14 protein-coding genes and 1 pseudogene are annotated in these 17863 nt (G+C 55.0%); 10 read left to right on the forward strand and 5 right to left on the reverse strand.

The window, feature by feature from the left end; all coding sequences use genetic code 11:
• Positions 1-83: 83 nt before the first annotated feature.
• The 7 genes and pseudogenes from tagH (at position 84) to TRICHSKD4_RS17295 (ending at position 8713) form a co-directional block, all read left to right on the forward strand.
• A complete protein-coding gene (tagH, locus tag TRICHSKD4_RS17265) occupies positions 84-734 on the forward strand; it encodes a type VI secretion system-associated FHA domain protein TagH (RefSeq protein WP_208993119.1) in 651 nt (216 codons plus the stop codon).
• Positions 724-1287 (forward strand): type VI secretion system lipoprotein TssJ, encoded by a 564-nt coding sequence (tssJ, locus tag TRICHSKD4_RS17270; protein ID WP_208993120.1) that lies wholly within the window; start codon positions 724-726, stop codon positions 1285-1287. The genes tagH and tssJ overlap by 11 nt, the downstream gene beginning before the upstream one ends.
• A 30-nt stretch (positions 1288-1317) precedes the next feature.
• A complete protein-coding gene (gene tssK, locus TRICHSKD4_RS17275) occupies positions 1318-2667 on the forward strand; it encodes a type VI secretion system baseplate subunit TssK (RefSeq protein ID WP_009468175.1) in 1350 nt (449 codons plus the stop codon).
• Positions 2667-3473: a type IVB secretion system protein IcmH/DotU gene (gene icmH / locus TRICHSKD4_RS17280; RefSeq protein ID WP_009468176.1), complete on the forward strand. Its 807-nt coding sequence runs from the start codon at positions 2667-2669 to the stop codon at positions 3471-3473. The genes tssK and icmH overlap by 1 nt, the downstream gene beginning before the upstream one ends.
• A 111-nt stretch (positions 3474-3584) precedes the next feature.
• Positions 3585-6191, forward strand: a pseudogene (gene tssH / locus TRICHSKD4_RS17285) (type VI secretion system ATPase TssH); the annotation flags it as partial.
• A gap of 3 nt (positions 6192-6194) precedes the next feature.
• Entirely contained in the window at positions 6195-7808 is a 1614-nt protein-coding gene (locus TRICHSKD4_RS17290) for a sigma-54-dependent Fis family transcriptional regulator (RefSeq protein ID WP_009468178.1), read from the forward strand.
• A 5-nt stretch (positions 7809-7813) separates the two neighbouring features.
• Positions 7814-8713 (forward strand): type VI secretion system-associated protein TagO, encoded by a 900-nt coding sequence (locus TRICHSKD4_RS17295; RefSeq protein WP_009468179.1) that lies wholly within the window; start codon positions 7814-7816, stop codon positions 8711-8713.
• Between the two features lie 45 nt (positions 8714-8758).
• Here TRICHSKD4_RS17295 and TRICHSKD4_RS17300 read toward each other — a convergent pair whose 3' ends face one another.
• Positions 8759-9205, reverse strand: a complete 447-nt coding sequence (locus TRICHSKD4_RS17300; protein WP_009468180.1) for a DUF4399 domain-containing protein — start codon at positions 9203-9205, stop codon at positions 8759-8761.
• A gap of 74 nt (positions 9206-9279) precedes the next feature.
• Between TRICHSKD4_RS17300 and TRICHSKD4_RS17305 the strand changes: the two genes are divergently transcribed.
• Positions 9280-9801 carry an RNA polymerase sigma factor gene (locus TRICHSKD4_RS17305; RefSeq protein WP_009468181.1) on the forward strand — a complete coding sequence of 174 codons (522 nt, stop codon included), beginning with the start codon at positions 9280-9282 and terminating at the stop codon, positions 9799-9801.
• Entirely contained in the window at positions 9794-10561 is a 768-nt protein-coding gene (locus TRICHSKD4_RS17310) for an anti-sigma factor (protein WP_009468182.1), read from the forward strand. Before TRICHSKD4_RS17305 ends, TRICHSKD4_RS17310 begins: the two co-directional genes overlap by 8 nt.
• Positions 10562-10563: 2 nt before the next feature.
• On the opposite strand, the gene TRICHSKD4_RS17315 is transcribed toward TRICHSKD4_RS17310, so the two are convergent.
• Entirely contained in the window at positions 10564-11976 is a 1413-nt protein-coding gene (locus TRICHSKD4_RS17315; protein WP_009468183.1) for a 3'-5' exonuclease, read from the reverse strand.
• On the reverse strand, positions 11976-12497 hold the full coding sequence (locus TRICHSKD4_RS17320) for a hypothetical protein (RefSeq protein ID WP_009468184.1): 522 nt from the start codon (positions 12495-12497) through the stop codon (positions 11976-11978). The genes TRICHSKD4_RS17315 and TRICHSKD4_RS17320 overlap by 1 nt, the downstream gene beginning before the upstream one ends.
• A 271-nt stretch (positions 12498-12768) precedes the next feature.
• On the opposite strand from TRICHSKD4_RS17320, the gene TRICHSKD4_RS17325 reads away from it, so the two are divergent.
• Positions 12769-14118, forward strand: coding sequence for an IS5 family transposase (locus TRICHSKD4_RS17325; RefSeq protein WP_009465529.1), 1350 nt, complete (start codon positions 12769-12771; stop codon positions 14116-14118).
• A 29-nt stretch (positions 14119-14147) separates the two neighbouring features.
• Here the strand turns inward: TRICHSKD4_RS17325 and TRICHSKD4_RS17330 are convergent, their stop codons facing one another.
• Both TRICHSKD4_RS17330 and TRICHSKD4_RS17335 read right to left on the reverse strand, forming a co-directional pair.
• Positions 14148-16055 carry a DUF294 nucleotidyltransferase-like domain-containing protein gene (locus TRICHSKD4_RS17330; protein WP_009468185.1) on the reverse strand — a complete coding sequence of 636 codons (1908 nt, stop codon included), beginning with the start codon at positions 16053-16055 and terminating at the stop codon, positions 14148-14150.
• A gap of 20 nt (positions 16056-16075) precedes the next feature.
• Positions 16076-17857 carry a sodium:solute symporter family protein gene (locus TRICHSKD4_RS17335; protein WP_009468186.1) on the reverse strand — a complete coding sequence of 594 codons (1782 nt, stop codon included), beginning with the start codon at positions 17855-17857 and terminating at the stop codon, positions 16076-16078.
• Positions 17858-17863 lie beyond the last annotated feature (6 nt).

Below are 17863 nucleotides of genomic sequence, written 5' to 3' on the forward strand. Positions count from 1 at the left end.
GGGTATCCATACTCTTCAATCAGTTAAGGGGTTTTTCAGCGCGAACTAATGACATCCGCGCCCGTGAAGAGTGGCATGGCAACGTGCAGTCAGGCAGTTTTGACGAAAATGAACAAGTCGACCACGTTGTTCTACGCCCCCTCCTCAGCGCGATGGGCCTGCCGGTTGCAGACATGTCTGTGCCAGAGGCCAACCGGGTGGCCCGCGAAACAGGCGAAGCGATGTTGGCGGCCATCATCGGCCTGATGGAAATTCACAATCGACAGGGCGATGACCGCAACAGTCTCAACGACACCCATTTGCATCCGGTCGAAGACAACCCCCTACGGCTTGGCATGAACCCGGGAGAGGCCGTTCGCCACCTGTTTCTGGTGCAAAGTCCGGTTCACCTGAACGCGCCGGCGGCGATTGAAGAAAGCCTTGCGCAAATCACAGCGCACGAAGAAGCAAGCCAAACGGCAATCGAAGCTGCTTTGGAAGCGGTCCTGACCGCCTTATCCCCGCAGCATCTGTCCCGTCGCTTTGCCCGCTACAAGGGTCATGCCCCGAAAACCGGCGACCCGGATGCGTGGCATTGGCAGATGTATCAGCACTACTACAGCGAGATGAAGTCAGATCGTCAGCGTGGCCTTGGCCGCATGTTCTGGGAAATCTTCCGGCAGGTCTATGACCGTGAAATGCGCAGCAAGACGCTGCAAAGCCAATTCGGGGGCTCACCGCTCAATGACAGCTAGCAAGTCCCCTTTCTGGCGATTGTCACTTCGAATGCTCTCGGTTGGCTGTCTTGTGACGGGCGCCGTGCTTCTTTCTGCCTGTGGAGCGCAGGAGATTCCCGGCAAAGTCATCAAGGTTATCGCGGATCCCAAAATCGCCGTCGGGGAGCCGAAAGACCAGCCGACATTGGTGGATATCACCGTCTATGCGGAGCCCGGAGCCAACCGGAACGATGGCGGTGAAGCTGTTCCAATTGACGTCTGGATCTTCCAGCTCAGTGACGATGGCAAGTTTTTTCAAGCCGAATTCGACCGTTTGACGACAGAACCAGCAGCTGTGCTTTCCACCACCTTCGTCAAGGTGAAGGAGGTGCAAGTTCCACCCGGAGAATCCAAGACAATCAATGAGCTGGAACTTAAAAAAGACACGACCTTCATTGGAATTGCCGGCGGTTACGTCGATCCCGACAAGGTGGATTGGCGAACCGTAGAAGCCGTCAAGTCCAAGGGCGAAACCTACAAGCTTCTGGCTGTCATGAACCGCCGGAAAATCATCACGAACCTTCATCGCTGAGCTTCGCGTAACGAGCAGGATTGCTAACGTATGTCTTTGAGAAACCATGTTGTCTGGCGGGATGGGCTGTTTTTGAAGCCCCACCACTTTCAACAGCAACAGCGATACATGGAATACCTGGTCAAGACCCGGGCCGATACGCTCGACCCTTACCAGACTGGCTTGTCTCGCATTGAAATCAACCTTGAGAACCTGCTGCATGGCAAGGTACTGGTCGATTATGCTCAAGGCGTTTTCCCCGACGGCTCCATTTTGGACATTCCGGGTGAAACCAGCCCGCCGGAAGCGCTGGATGTCAGCACCCGCAGCATTGTCGATCAGCGCATTTATATCGCACTGCCCCTCCGCCTGAATGGCGTACCGGAAGTCGAGGATGCGATACAGCCTCAAGACAACACGCGTATGCGCGCTGTTGATCAGGAAGTGCGAGACAATGCCTCTGTCGACACCGAGCCGTTCATGGTCAGCGTGGCGCAATATCGTGTCCGCCTGATGCTGGAAGAAGAAGACCGGTCTTCCTACACATGCTTGCCGATTGCGCGCATCCGCGAAAAACGCTCGGACGGCAGCTTGGTACTGGATGATGAGTTTCTGCCAACTGCTGCCAACATCGAGGCGTTGCCGACCCTGAAGAAAGTGCTGGATGATTTTGTCGGCCTACTTCAGCAGCGAGCCCGGCAGATTTCAGCGCGTCTCGGCAGCCCGGGCCAGCGCGGCGTTTCGGACGTATCCGACTTCCTGATGCTGCAGACAGTTAACCGTCTGTGGCCTGAATTCCGCCATTTGTCGACGATCACCGGGGTTCACCCGAAAGACCTGTTCATGACATTTGCCAAGGCGGCTGGTGAATTGGCGACCTTCTCTCACGATCAGCGCATGCCACCTGCATGGCCCGCCTATCATCATGAAGAGCCGCGAGTTTGTTTTGATCCAGTGATTGCGTCTTTGCGCCAAGCGCTGACGGCTATTTTCGAGGCAAACGCCATCGCACTGCCGTTGCAAAAACAGAAATTCGGTATTTACACATCTCCGATTGCTGACCGCAGTCTCATGCAAAACGCTATCTTTGTTATTGCCATCAAGGCCAGCGTTCAACTGGAGAAGCTGGCGAAGGACTTTCCGGCCCAGACCAAAGTGTCTTCGATTGAGAAAATCCGCGAACTCATTCAATTGCATTTGCCGGGTGTGGTTTTGCAGCGCTTGCCATCGCCGCCGCGCCAACTGCCCTATCACGCCGGGTTCACTTACTTCCAGCTTGATCAAAATTCGGCCGGTTGGGGCCATATGGACAATGCCAGCGGGTTTGCCTTCCACGTCGCTGGCACCTTCCCTGATTTGGACATGCAGTTCTGGGCGATACGAAACGAAAGGGCATCGTGATGAACGAAGTTGCCAATATTTTCGACATGGAGCCCGCCGTTCCGCTGGAAAACGGGCTCGACACACACACGCAAAAAACCAGCGCCCCGGCGTTACCTCCGATCAATCGGCTGGCCTTTCCGCTGCGCGGCAACAGTATCAACCGCATTGTCGATGCCAGCCAGTCGCTGCTGGCACTGATTGCCCGGATACCGGATGTCGCTGAGTTCAACAACATTGACCACTTGCACCGGGACATAAAGGCAGAGATTGAATCTCTGGAGTTGGAACTCCATCGGGACGGGTATGATCGGGCCACCATCCTGGCGCATCGCTATTGTCTGTGTTCGGCAATTGATGAAGCCGTGATGTGCTCAAAATGGGGTGAAGAATCCGACTGGTCAGAGCGGAGCTTGCTGGCGCTGTTCCACTCGGAGACATGGGGTGGTGAAAAGTTCTTTATCGTTCTGGGGCGTTTGATGCGCGACCCTCCGCGTTACATTGAGCTAATCGAATTCCTCTACCTGCTGCTTTGCCTCGGCTTCGAGGGCAAATATCGGGTCATGCACAATGGCCGTACGCAGCTGGAAGATGTCATTCGCGAGGTTCACGATGCCATTCGCAAGGAGCGCGGTGATCCTCCCGAAAAGCTCGTCTCTTTCCGCGACAAGGTGTTTGAAAAAGTCCATTTCGTGCATCGGCAAACCCCGGTGTCCGTAATCTGGATAGTTTTTACCTGCCTCTGCGCCCTGACTTTTGCCGGTTTCTATTTTGCGATTGACCAATACACGGACTCAGTCGTGTACCAATTGAAAAACATGCTTTGATTTTTGGAGTACACAATGGCTCGGCTGGATATCCGTTCCCTGATCGACCGCCTCAACACCTGTTCCAGGAGAGCGATTGAAGAAGCTGGCTCCATTTGCGTTGCCAACTCTCATCGGGAAGTCACCGTAGAACATTTTCTGTCCGCTTTGGTCAAAGAACCCGGTGCCGATGTTCGAATTATTTTGAAGGAAAACGGTGTTGATCCGGATGGTTTGTACGAGGCAATTGCACGAACATTCCCCCGCTTGCGCCAAACCCAATCCGACCGCACACCAACCTTCTCACCACTGCTGTTGGACCTACTGCAGGACGCCTGGATCATCACGTCTGTCCAGTTGCAGGAGCCAGCCATTCGCTCGGGCGCGCTTCTAATCGCAATCCTTGGCGACCTCGGTCGCTATTGCGATTATGCCTATTATGATCGCTTGTCTTCGCTGTCCGCTGATGAGCTGACGCGCAAGTTTGCCGACCTGACTGCTGGCTCAGTTGAGGAAAGCAATGCGGGTGCGGCGGAGCACCATGCTGCAAGCGGCGGTTCTGCAGCTTTGGATCAGGGTGACAGCGCGCTCGCCCGCTTTGGTACCAACTTCACCGAGCTGGCGCGCCAGGGCGAAATTGACCCGATCTTCTGCCGGGACCGGGAAATCCGCCAGATTGTCGAAATCCTGTGCCGTCGGCGCAAGAACAACCCGATTTGCGTTGGCGAAGCCGGGGTTGGCAAAACGGCACTTGCTGAAGGGTTTGCGCTAAAAGTTGCGGAAGGCGATGTTCCTGAATCCCTGAAAGGTGTTGCTGTTTGGGGTCTTGATGTCGGGTCCCTGCAAGCGGGCGCTTCGATGAAAGGCGAGTTTGAAAAGCGCCTGAAGGCCGTCATTGAAGAAGTGAAGGCCAGCCCGGTACCGATCATTCTTTTCATCGACGAAGCACACACGCTGATTGGCGCAGGTGGTGACAAGGGGGGCTCCGATGCTGCCAACCTTTTGAAACCAGCTCTTGCGCGCGGCGAGCTCAAGACAATCGCCGCAACCACCTGGAGCGAATACAAGACCTATTTTGAAAAAGACCCAGCCCTCACCCGGCGCTTTCAGCTTGTCAAACTGGATGAGCCAAGCGTTGAAGATGCTGTGATCATTTTACGCGGCCTGAAAGACTCTTACGAAAAGGCTCACGGGGTCTATATCTCTGAGAAGGCGCTCGAAGCCGCCGCCCGCCTGTCCGCGCGCTACATCACAGGTCGGCAACTGCCTGATAAAGCGATTGACGTCATTGATACGGCCTGCGCTCGGGTGAAGGCCTGTTTTGATGCCCTACCTGCGGAAATGGAAAGCATGATGCAGGAGCAAAAGGCTCTGGAGCGAGAGCGGCTTGGCCTGTTGCGTGACCAATCGCTCGGCCATCTCTCGCCGGAACAGCTTGACCGTCTGCATTATCTGGATGAACGCGAAGGCGAATTGGCCGGCGAAATATCCGCTTTGGACGAGCGCCTTGATCATCAGCGCGCTCTCGCCGGTGAGTTGGTTGTCCAGCGTCAAACCCTGCTGACTGGTGTGGATTCAGATGCAGATGGCGACCTTCCGTCGCAAGACGAGCTTGCGCGGCTCTCTGACGAGTTCCAAGCCATTCGCGAACAAGACCGACTGGTTCCGATTGAAGTTGGAGCGGCGGAAGTGGCGGCTGTTATCGGCGATTGGACCGGTATCCCGGTCACCTCAATGGTGGAAGATGACTACCAACGTTTGCTGACCTTGGCGGAAACGATGAACCAGACCATTCGGGGTCAGGATCACGCTCTGGCAGCAGTTGAGGAGCGGTTGCGCGCTTCCCGGCTTGATCTTCATCGCAAGGGTCAACCGCTTGGCGTGTTCCTGCTGGCGGGTCCATCAGGCGTTGGCAAAACCGAAACGGCACTCGAAGTCGCACGGCAGCTCTTTGGCGGCGAGCAATTCCTGACCACCATCAACATGTCGGAATATCAAGAACGGCACACAATTTCCCGGCTGATCGGTTCTCCCCCCGGCTATGTGGGGTATGGAGAAGGCGGCATATTGACTGAAGCCATCCGCAAGAAACCCTATTCGGTCGTGCTGCTCGACGAGGTGGAAAAAGCAGACGCCAACGTTCTCAATCTCTTCTATCAGGCGTTTGACAAGGGTGAACTCGCCGACGGTGAAGGCCGTTTGATTGACTGCAAGAATGTTGTCTTCTTTTTGACCAGCAATCTTGGGTCGGACCAGATTGAAAACTGGGTGGCAACGGCCGAAGAAGGCAAAATCCCGTCTGCGGCGGTGATGGCGCGGTCTCTACAGCCCCTGTTTGCCCAGCATTTCAAACCGGCGCTTCTCGCGCGGATGGAGCCAATCGTTTATTTGCCGCTCTCTGATGATGTCATGGCGGAAATCGTCGGACTGAAACTGGCTTCGCTAAAACAACTCCTGTCCGACAGCCAAAACATTGAACTGACGGTGACAGGCGCCGCAGCCACGCGAGTTCAGGCCATGTGCGGTATTTCAGCCAACGGTGCTCGGTTTGTGGATCAGGTGATCCAGCGCCAGCTACTGCCGACACTTTCGCTGGAAATTCTGGAAACTGGCCAACGCGGCGAAACCCTGTCTGCCATTACCATTGATTATGCGGATGAAACCGGTTTTGCGTTTCAGACTGCCGTGGTTGATACGGACGCTGCAGAGCCCGACCTCGAAGCTGTTCCGGGAGAGTGATCCGTGCTGCGCAGAACCGCGACATTTGATCTGGAACGGCCTCTGCTGCAAGCGCGCACGATTGCAAACCTGTGCGCTGCGTTGGCGCATGGAGCGATGGAGCTTTGCGCCGCGCAAGGTGTTGTCATCTATGTGGTGGACGCCACAGGACAAAAACTGCGCCCCCTTGCCAGCGAAGGCACCTACCCTACCCAGCGGCTCGCCACTCTGGGCCTTGGGTGGGACCGGCAACAATCGCCGGTTCTGGCAGCCCTTCAAAACGCTGCGACTTTCGCTCAAGACGTGCGCGGAACCGGAGAACCCGAAATTCTGCGCAAACAATTATTTGCCTCGCGTGGATGGTTGCTTGCCATGCGGCTGGACGCCTGCTCTCCAAACACGGAACCGACAGCCTTGCGTGCCGGAACAGGTGTAGCCCTGTTCAACCTAATGGCCCCGGCAGCCAAGGATCAGGAACTTGAACGCGAAACACTGTGCGAACTCTTTGAGACCTTTTTGCAACTTCGTCCGCTTGTTGATGCGTTTGAACATAAGGATGATCACGCCAACCGGAACCAAGACAAACAGGATGCAGCATGGGAGCGGCTCAATGCGGCGCTCTCAGAACGACTGGTAGGCATATCCGCACAGGTGAGCCAGATGCGCAGCCAGATTGCGCGCTATGCCATTCGTGACTATTGCATTCTCGTGCAAGGCGAGACGGGAACAGGCAAAGAGCTTGCGGCACGCGCGCTGCACAGGCTCTCCACCCGTTCCAAGGGGACTTGGGTCGCGGAGAACTGCTCTGCTTTGCCGGAAAACCTGATTGAAGGCGAACTTTTCGGTTATGAAAAAGGCGCATTTACCGGCGCTGACGAGTCACGCGAGGGCTTGATGAGCAAAGCCTCCGGCGGCACCTTGTTTTTGGACGAGATCGGCGATCTCCCGCTTTCTCTGCAAGCAAAACTGTTACGTGTTTTGCAGGAGAGGAAAGTCCGCCCGCTAGGTGCTCGAGAAGAACGGGATGTGGACTTCCGTCTTGTGACTGCGACCCACAAGGATCTGCGTAAAGCGGTTGAAGAAGGCACATTCAGGGCCGACCTTTATCACCGGATTGCGCAACTCACCCTGAAACTGCCGCCCTTGCGAGATCGGGTTGGAGATATCTCCTATTTGGCCGAGTATTTTCTTTCCGAAATGGCAGCGCGCGAAAACCAACCGCTCAAAACACTGAGCGACGGGGCCATGGCGCTTCTAGAAGCCCACCCCTTTACCGGCAACATTCGCGAGCTGCAAAACTGTATGATCCGCGCAGCACTGGTGGCGGGAGAGGCCACCTCCATTTCAGACAATCACATTCGGGATGTCTTGCAATCCATTGCCATTGGGAGTTCGTCAGCCCCACGCTCATCAGCGTCATCTAGTTTGGATGTCAATCTCTGTGAAGAAGGCTTACCGGAGACGATGGCGCGCGTGGAACGCGCATTGCTGGAGCAGTGTCACGACCGGTTTTCCGGCAACCGCCTGAAAATGGCGGGCTATCTCAAAATTCCAAGACGCACCCTTGCAAACAAACTGGCCCGGCACGAGATCGGCACATCAAGTGCTGACGCATTGCCTGCCGAGTCCGAAGGATAATGACAATGCACCCTGCTCCCCGTATCAAGTCCAGCACACTATCTTGTCTGGCACTGTCGACAGCCTTGTGTCTGGCGGCAATGCCGACAGCGTATGCAAGAGACATTTCCGAGGATGCCATTCGGATTTGCACGCAAGAACCCGATCGCTTTGACCGCCTCGCCTGCTTTGACGCACTACTTGGGACTCCAAAATCCGTCATTGCCGGAAAAACACCGGTTTTATGGGATCCGGAAAAAGAAGCAGCTCCAACACCTGATCGCCTGGACTATGGGCCGTTGGAAGCGATTGCGCACAAGATGGAGGATGCCCGACCTGCCGGAGACCCTTCATGGCAATTTCGCTATTCCAAGGTGGGACAAACAAGCCTGCGCACGCTTGAACAGCTGGTCAATGATGCGCAAACGGATGAAAACACGCCCTTGATTGCCGAATTCAAGGACGAAGAGGAAATCCTGCCGGAAAAGGCCGCCGCTGCCCTCGTTGCACGGAGCCCCGAGACGACGCTGGAACCCGGAACTGCCAATATCTACCTGACAATGGCCGAAACGCCACCGGCGGACGCCGGTGAAGATGAGCCGAAAACCATCCTGATGCTATCCTGCGAAGCCGATATTACAACCGCACGGCTGATCCTGCCCGTCGAAGCACCGCGTCGCCGCAATCAGGTTTCGGTTCGGGTGGACGGCAATGTTGCCAAGGAAGACATCTGGCAGACGTCTGAAAATGACAGGGTGCTGATGGCGGCCCGCGGACTTGTCAGCATTTCGCACATTACAAAGTGGATACAGTCGCAACGATTGCAATTTGATCTGTTCGTCAATGGTCAAAACAAGGCGACTGTCTTTGAAACCGCGAATTTGAAAGAAATGCTTCCTCCACTTCGCCGCGCTTGCCGGTGGTAATGAGATAGCCCGGTTCGCACCATCAAGACACGAACCGGAGGTTTATTACTTCACTGTGATAGTTATGACTTCGCTCATAACTGGTGGATTGTGCGGGACATGGCCCATATCGCCGAGAACCAGCTGTAATGTGTGCGAGCCCGGCTCCAACTCCAAAGTGGTTTCAGTTTGGCCGCCGCCGAAGTGGAGATGCTGTTCGTCAGCTGGAAGGCCATACATCAGTTCATCTGCTCCATCCGAGCCTTCGCCCAAGGCGGGGCGATCAATCAGCAGATGGTGGTGACCGGTTTTGGCTTTTTCGACGCCTGACGGCGCAACACCCATACCAGACAACCCGAACACAACCTTGAACGGTGAATGAACTTCCGCGCCGTCTTGGAGATTGACGAAATAGACCTTTGCTCCGTCAGCAGACGGCGTTTCTTGCGCCAAAGTCTGAGCTCCAAAAGAAAATGCTCCAAGGAACAGCATTGCAAATAAACGAAGTTTCATGTTTCTCTCCCACGATAATTTCCGCAGCGAAAGGCTGCAGAGAATAAACACCCGGGTCGCAGGATTATTCGGCGTTGAGCAAAAAAAGTTCTGAGGCTGAAATTCGCGAAGGTCTTCCGAAGGTGTTTCCTCGGTTATGGCGATATGCCTTGGTTCTTACTGGCAATCGCGATTCCGCAAACGATCTGGCTCAGTCGGTGTGCCTAAGGGCACTTGAGAAACACAAGACCTATCAAACAGGAACCCATCTGGACCGTTGGCTGTTTCGGATTGCACACCGGGTGTGGCTGAACGAGCTGCGATCCAAGGCTGTTCGCCACGGCAATGGCCTCCAACCAATCGAGAGTACGGAGTTAGGCGATACAAGGCCGGATTCGGAAACGAATTTTTTCGCCCAACAAGTGTTAAACTCAATACTCACGCTGCCCGAGGCTCAAAGAGTGTGTGTGATTTTGGTTTATGTGGAAGGTTTTAAATACGCGGAAGCTGCTGAAATCTTATCCATTCCAATCGGGACTGTCATGAGCCGGTTAGCTTCCGCGCGAAAAACAATATCGGCTCAAATGGGCAAAAATGGTGAAACACGGGATGATTGATAGACGCGAATTCACCGATATCGATCTGACTGCCTATCTGGATGGAGAGGCAGATCCAGCGACTGTTCAGCAAATCAACCTGGCACTTGAGCAAGACAAAAACCTCGTTGCTCGTCTGGAAGCCCTTACTATACCAAGTTCTGAAATAACTGCATCCTTCGATGATTTGCTCTCAAGCGCTCCAGCAATACCTCCCCTGCCGAAAACGAACGCAGACCACGAGCCCTTAAAATCATCACCCCAGCCAAAGTTGTTCCTTAAGTTGGGATCTCCTCTAATCGCAGCGTCTCTTGTCGTTGGCATAGGCCTTGGTTATTGGGCAGCGAAAACGCCAACGGCTGCTGTAAGCTGGATGGGTTATGCAGCTGCCTATCAATCGCTTTATGTCAATGAAACACTCTCCGAAGTGGAAATATCAGAAGCAGACAAGCATCAAAGCCTGACGCGGCTTGGCGCGCGTTTGGGCCGCGATATTAGCGCTGCCCAAAATGACGACGCACTCCAATTTGGACGAGCTCAACTCCTAGGCTACAAAGGGGAAGACCTTATACAACTGGCTTATCTGGACCCCGATGGTAATCCGATGGCACTCTGCATCACTCCATCGCGCAATTCGGACAACACAACAGTGCAAATCACCACCCTGGAAGGTATGGCCGCTGCACAATGGATCGACGAGGGCATGGCGTTTCTCTTGATTGGGGGCACAAACCCAACACTCATAGAATCAGCAGCAAAGCGCCTCAAAGCCTCGATCTAGGCTTAGTTCATATCCTTGATCAGCCGGCCGTGTTTACGGGTTTGCGTGAGCACATCGCCGAAGGTTTTGTAGCCTTTCGAGATCAGGATAGGCAGCAAATGGCATAGAACTTCCGCTGTTGCCTGTGCATCCCCAAGTGCGGTGTGGCGCAACTCTACGGGAATTGTGACACCCAATCGGTCGCACAGGGCGTCCAGCGTATGTATTTCCGTGGTGCCATAGACGACGGCTGACAAGAGCACCGTATCCATGATTGGATGATCCCACTCCAGCCCGCTTTCACGGCCATAGCGATGCAAAAACGCCATATCGAACGGCGCATTGTGGGCCACAATGACGGAGTCTTTGGCGAAGGTGTGGAACTGCTGAACTGAGGTGACGGCATCTGGCGCGCCCTTCACCATCTCATCCGTTATGCCGTGCACCTTCGTTGATGCTGGCGGGATCGGCCTGCCCGGATCGACCAGCTGATCAATCACTTCGCCGGGAACAATCTTGCCATTGACCACACGCACGGCACCGATTTGCACGATCTCATCCTTGTTCGGCATCAAACCGGTGGTCTCGGTGTCAAACACTGTGAAGCTGAGGCTCTCCAGTGGGCGCTTGAGCAAGGCCCGCTCGCTGTCATGTTCTTGAAGGGCAAAGTCATAGACCAGCGGTCGCTCGGCATCGGACGCAATACGCGCATGGGTGTTGTCGACCAACACCATGTAACCCTGCACCTGCTTTAACTTCTTTATACGCAGATCAAAACAGAGATTGCCCCGTGCGCAATGACACTTCGTCAAGACTTCGGTCCGGGTCTCCGACAGCTGTGCATGTGCGGCCTTTAATTCATCCTCGTTGAGGTAGTCGAATATGGAGGCACTCAAGCGGGGCACCTGAACCTGACCAAGAATGTCAGCGGCCTGCCCATCATAGAGGATGATCCGGTGATTGGGACTGATCAGCACTATGGCTACCGGAATTTCCGTCAGGAGCAGTGCCAGATGCGCTTTTTCTGCCATCAGCTGCGCTTTTTCTTCTGACAGAACCCCATCGCTTTCTGCAGTGATCTTGGAAAGCTCTCCAGAAACCGCATGAACCGCGGGTGCCAGATCCCCCAGATAGCGGGCCTGATGCAAATCAAGTTCGGCGTCTACCTTCGCATGCGCGCGTGTGCGCATGGCAATTGCAATTTTCTCAATCGGCTTGGCGACGTTTTCATCAAACAACAGCCAGAAACCAACCGTAAGCGCAAGAACGCCAAAGGAAGCGACTGTTCCGCCGAAAATGAAAGCCGTTTCCGCGTCTGCGCCGTCAATCCTCTGATATCCCCATACCAGCGCCCCGCCGACAATTCCGACACTGGCGAAAGCCATGCCGAGAAACATCAGAAAAATCCGAAGGCGCAGGGACAGGGATGTCAACATCAGGTCGTTCCGCAAACTGTGGTCACGATTGGATCTTCCGGGGAAACTGCCACCCATTCAGTTCCATCAATCGAGCCATCTGCCTCGAAGGAGCTGGCATCCGCGAGAGCTGCTCGTTTTTCCGCGACACAATCGGTCAAGACCATCATCTCATTCACCGGGGCCCAACGTCCAAAGAAATAGACTTGGGTGAGCTTGATCCCCGGATGCTTGGGGTGGGTGCGAGCGGTGGCTGTATCCACGGCAACAAACCGATCCACATACGGCCAAACATAAGTCCACGGCCGATAGAGCGCCTTCTCCTCCACCGTTTGCGCCACAACGAGCCCTTCCGGTAAAGCTGCCTCAGTGCGCGCAAACCAACCATATTCGCTGAAGACAGCGACGAGGATCATCACACCACCGGCTGCGACCGGAGCCATCCAGCGTGGCAAACGCCCCCCCAAGAACCGATTGACCAACAATGTCAGACCGGCTGCGGCGATGCCCGCAATAAAGATGGCGATCAATTCCAAAAACATTTCACTTCCTCCGGTTCAGGCTTCCGGCTTTCTGTGGACCAAGTTCTTACCTGAAAACCAATCTGGTCTTTCGCTTCAAAGTTTGAGTCCGAAAGACCCTGTATCTATTTGATTTCCTTCAGCCCAAGAATATTACCTATCCTTGAGTCTTCTACTTAGTTCGCGCTGAAAAACCCCTTAACTGATTGAAGAGTATGGATACCCATTGGGTTTTGGATGTGTGAATATGCCGGTTAGTTGATCCGAAGCACGCATTTTCTGGCATATTCTCATGAGACCTTCAAAACGCAACAAACGGTGTGGCGATCTGTTCAAGGAACGCCTGGCCGCAATCATCGATATGAACCATTCGTTGGTGCGGCTGTCTGGTCTGATGCCTTGGGATGAATTTGATGCGGAGTTCGGCAGGCATTATCGCCCCTTGGGACGACCGGCCAAACCAACGCGTCTGATGGCCGGGCTGCACTTTCTCAAGCACATGTACGATCTTTCCGATGAAGAGACGGTTGAGCGTTGGGTTGAAAACCCCTACTGGCAGTCTTTCTGCGGTTTTGAGTTTTTCCAGCACCAATTCCCCATTGATCCCTCAACCATGACCCGCTGGCGCAAACGGATTGGTCCTGAGGGAATGGAAAAGCTTCTTTCTGCTACGGTAGGTGTTGCGATTGAGAGCGGGACGATCAAGAAGAGCAGCCTTGAGCGGGTCTTGGTTGATACGACCGTTCAACCCAAAGCCATTGCCCATCCCACCGATAGCCGTCTTTATCACAAGGCCTTGCAGCTTCTGGTGCGCCAGGCCAAGAGGGCCGGCATCATCTTGCGTCGCAGCCATACCAGAGTTGCCAAAAAGGCGGCCTTGATGGCGGGCCGTTATGCCCATGCCAAACAGTTCAAGCGGATGCGCCGGGAACTCAAAAAGCTGAAGACCTATCTGGGCCGGGTCTATCGCGACATCTCCCGCAAGATCGCAGGCAACGAAGGTCTTGAGCACCGGTTCTCCCGTCTGCTGGGACTGGTGGAGCGGCTTCTGGCCCAGACCCCCAAGGACAAAAACAAGATTTATTCCATGCATGCGCCGGAAGTGGCCTGTATTGCCAAGGGCAAGGCGCGAACACCTTACGAGTTCGGGGCCAAGGTTGGCATTGCCACGACCAATCGGGAAGGATTGGTTCTTGCGGCGAGGGCTTTTGAGGGCAATCCCTATGATGGGCACACCTTGAATGACACCATCAGTCAGGCTGAGAAAGTCTGCGGCACCAAAGCTGAGCGTGTCTATGTGGACCGTGGCTATCGGGGGCATGATTATGAGGGCGACGCCAAGGTCATGATCTCCGGCCAGAAGCGCGGGCTGACGGCACAGATGAAGCGTGAGCTGAAACGACGATCAGCGATCGAGGCCACCATCGGCCACATGAAAACAGATGGACGACTTGACCGGAACTTCCTCAATGGCAAAAATGGCGATGCCATCAACGCCCTGCTGGCCGCAGCCGGTCATAACCTGCGTCTGATCCTCAATGCACTGATCATTTTGCTGCTCTGGATCACAAACCCCATCCCCAAACCGGTCAAATCGAATATTTGCGTATTGCTTCGGCCACGCGCAACATCAATGGCTTAGACGTTGTTCAGGGCGGACTACTTAAACCATTAGCTTAACATGCCACTGCCATGCCCGATGGCTGACTGCATGGTTTTCACAACGACAAAGGCATCACGCAAGTGACTTCGCTCGAAATCCGACAAGCTCGACGGGGCCAGAAAATTGTCGGGCGCTGAGCCTGCCTTGATCAAATTTGCCTGATGCTGCAGCCGCGTTTCGGCAATAAGGTCATATGCGTCGAGCAAGTCCCCTGCTCCCGATGCGCTCAATTGTCCTGCTTCACGCGCATCAACCAACCGTGCCCGGGTGTTGACCGATCCGATTTTGCCGCGCAGGGCATAGACACGCGCCAGATCGACCACCGGAACGACGCCATTGTGCTTCATATCCAATGTGTTCTTGTTCTCGCCGGACCGGATGGTGGCCAAACCACGTAAGAGGCTTAAAGGCGGCTGATGCTTCAGAGAGTTGGCCACCATATGGGCGACAAAGATCGAGTTTCGAGCCGCAGCGTCCAGCGTCGCATCCTGAAGATTTTCAAACAGCGCCATTTGACCGCCAATCGGGCGAAGATCAAACATTACGGAAGCCAGCATTTGCGCCATTGGGTCCGGCTTGGCGATCCAGCCCTCAAAATACTCTTTCCAGACGCGTATCGGCTGGTTCCAGCGTGGATTGGTCGCCATCATGTCGCCAGGACAGTAGATATACCCGCAAGTGTTCAGTCCATCGCAGACAAAATTCGCAAGCTCAGTGAAATAGCCGTCACGCTGAGGATCGGTCACAGCGTCATCGAGAAACAGGCAATTGTCTTGATCACTGACCCCAGTTTGCTCCTGCCGCCCTTGGGAACCGCAGGCAAGCCAGAGATAGGGAACCGGTGGGGGACCGAGCTTCTCTTCCGCAAGGGCCAACAGACGACGTGTAACCGTGTCGGCAATGTCCGTGATCAGCCGTGTCACGACCTCATGGCGACTTCCACCGCCGACAAGCTGGACAAGAAGTTTGGGAATGCGCGCTGTGACGGCCGCCATCTCTTCAGGCGTTCCAGCTCTCGCAATTTCGCTGACCATGTCCGCCGAGTTGACCGCCTGATAGCGGGTCAGATCTGTTTGCGTGATGATGCCGACAAGACGCCCGCCGGAGACAATCGGGACGTGTCCAATCCGTCGTTCCATCATCAGGTGAAGAACATCTGACCCAATGGCAGACGGAGTAAGCGTAAATGGAGACACGGTCATGATGTCAGAGACAGGCGTGTCATAGGATCGGCCTTCAGCAAGGACCTTTCCGGACAAGTCCCGAACCGTAATGATGCCCTTCAGGCTGTCTTCCCCATTTGTGATGCAAAGTGACGAGACATGCTTGTCCCGCATCAAAACCGCTGCTTCCCTGACCGTGGTATTCGGCTGGCAGGTGTAGGGATTTGCAGCCATGAGAGTTTCGGCGCGTGTTGTTGCCAATTCCCGCCGAGGGGCATCCCGTTTTCCAGTGCGGTCGAAGAACCGGGCGACGACCTTGTGATCGGACCTCAGCGCGTGGAACGCCTGAGGAGCGAGCAACAAGAGCGTGCTGGCTTGGGAAGCATCGGCGGATGTAACCGCCAGACCGTCTCGCAGAAGGCCGCGTTCGCCAAATGAATTTCGGGTTTTCAGATGGCTGACCGGTGCGCCGTGCTCGTCGCGGATTTCGATCACCCCATCATAAATCAGAATAAGACCGGGGAGCTGTTGCCCAAGTTTGTAGACAGAGGCGCCCTCTTCCAAATCCCAGACCATGAACTCCTCAGCGAGGGTGTTCTGAACTTCAAAGGGAAGCGCATCATAAGGATGAACCGATTGGAGAAATAAGAGAATTTCGTCCGGCGTCATTGGCATCCGTTCAACCTCATCTTGAAACGAAAAATCCTGCCCGGCAGACCCGGGCAGGAAATTCTTGAACCGGAAGGCTGACAATGCAGCCTTCCTTGAGCGGCTTAGTGAGCCTGAGCAGAACCCGCACCTTTCGGGACGCGGACGCTTTCGACCAGCTCTTCGATGTCGCTTGGGATCGGGTCCGAAGACTTGGACACGAAGTAGGCAACTGCGAAGTTGACCAGTGCACCAACCGCACCGAAAGAGGTGGACTTGATCGTGCCGAGCAACGGAGCAGCATCAGAGAAGCTGTTTGTGCCCGGGATGAAGAACCAGCCCTTGTGCAGGAAGATGTAGATCAGGGTTACGGAGATACCTGCGATCATACCAGCGACTGCACCACGGCTGTTGACCTTCGTGAAGATGCCCATCATGAGCGCCGGGAAGATCGAGGCAGCAGCCAGACCGAAGGCAAGAGCCACGGTCTGCGCCGCAAAGCCTGGAGGATTGAGCCCCAGATACGTTGCCACAACGATGGCGACGGCCATTGCGATACGCGCTGACAGAAGCTCGTTTTTCTCCGAAATGGCCGGATTGATCGCCCCCTTGATGAGGTCGTGAGAAACCGCAGAGGAGATAGCGAGCAACAAGCCAGCTGCCGTGGACAGAGCCGCAGCAAGACCACCCGCTGCCACAAGACCAATCACCCAGCTCGGCAGGTTCGCGATTTCCGGGTTCGCCAGAACCAGGATGTCACGGTTGAACTTGGTCAACTCGTTACCCTGCCAGCCGTTTTCTTCGGCTTTGGCTTGCATGGCTTCAGACTTGTCGTTGTAGTACTGGATCTTGCCGTCGCCGTTCTTGTCTTCCCAAGCCAGCAGACCGGTTTTCTCCCAAGTCTTCATCCAGTCGTATTTCGCATCGTTTTCGATGGTCTCGACAGCAACAGCTTCTCCGGCAGTGCCGTTCGGCCACATCATTTCAGTGATGTTCAGGCGAGCCATGGCACCAACAGCTGGAGCTGTGATGTAAAGCAGGGCAATGAACACCAACGTCCAACCAGCGGACCAACGGGCATCAGAGACCTTGGGCACTGTGAAGAAACGCATGATAACGTGCGGCAAACCAGCTGTACCGATCATCAGGGACAGCGTGAACAGGACCATGTTGAACGTGTCGGCGTGGTGAGTGGTGTACTCATTGAAGCCGAGCTGCGAGATGACGCTGTCGAGCTTGGCCAGCAGTGGCTCACCCGTTGCAACATCGTTACCGAACAGGCCGAGACCCGGGATCGGGTTACCTGTCAGCTGCAGCGAGATGAAGATTGCCGGAATGGTGTAGGCCGTGATCAGAACGACGTACTGGGCAACCTGCGTGTAGGTCACGCCCTTCATGCCGCCGAAAACGGCGTAGGCGAACACAACAGCAGCACCGATGAGAAGACCGGTTGTGTTGTCCACTTCCAGGAAGCGACCAAACGCGACACCAACACCTGTCATCTGACCGATAACGTAGGTAACGGATGCAACGATAAGGCAGACAACGGCCACAACGCGAGCAGTCTGGCTGTAGTAACGATCGCCGATGAACTCGGAAACTGTGTACTTGCCGAACTTGCGGAGATATGGCGCGAGCAGCAGTGCCAGAAGTACATAACCACCGGTCCAGCCCATCAGGAAGGACGAGTTGTCGTAGCCGGTAAAGGCGATAAGGCCAGCCATGGAAATGAACGAAGCTGCAGACATCCAGTCAGCTGCTGTCGTCATACCATTGGTGACCGGGTGAACGCCGCGACCCGCAGCGTAGAAGTCTGATGTGGAACCGGCGCGGGCCCAGATCGCGATACCGATGTAGAGGGCAAAGGAGCCACCCACAAACAGAAGATTGATTGTAAACTGACCCATAATCTC

It is taken from the genome of Roseibium sp. TrichSKD4 (assembly GCF_000148725.1).
Taxonomy (GTDB): Bacteria; Pseudomonadota; Alphaproteobacteria; order Rhizobiales; family Stappiaceae; genus Roseibium.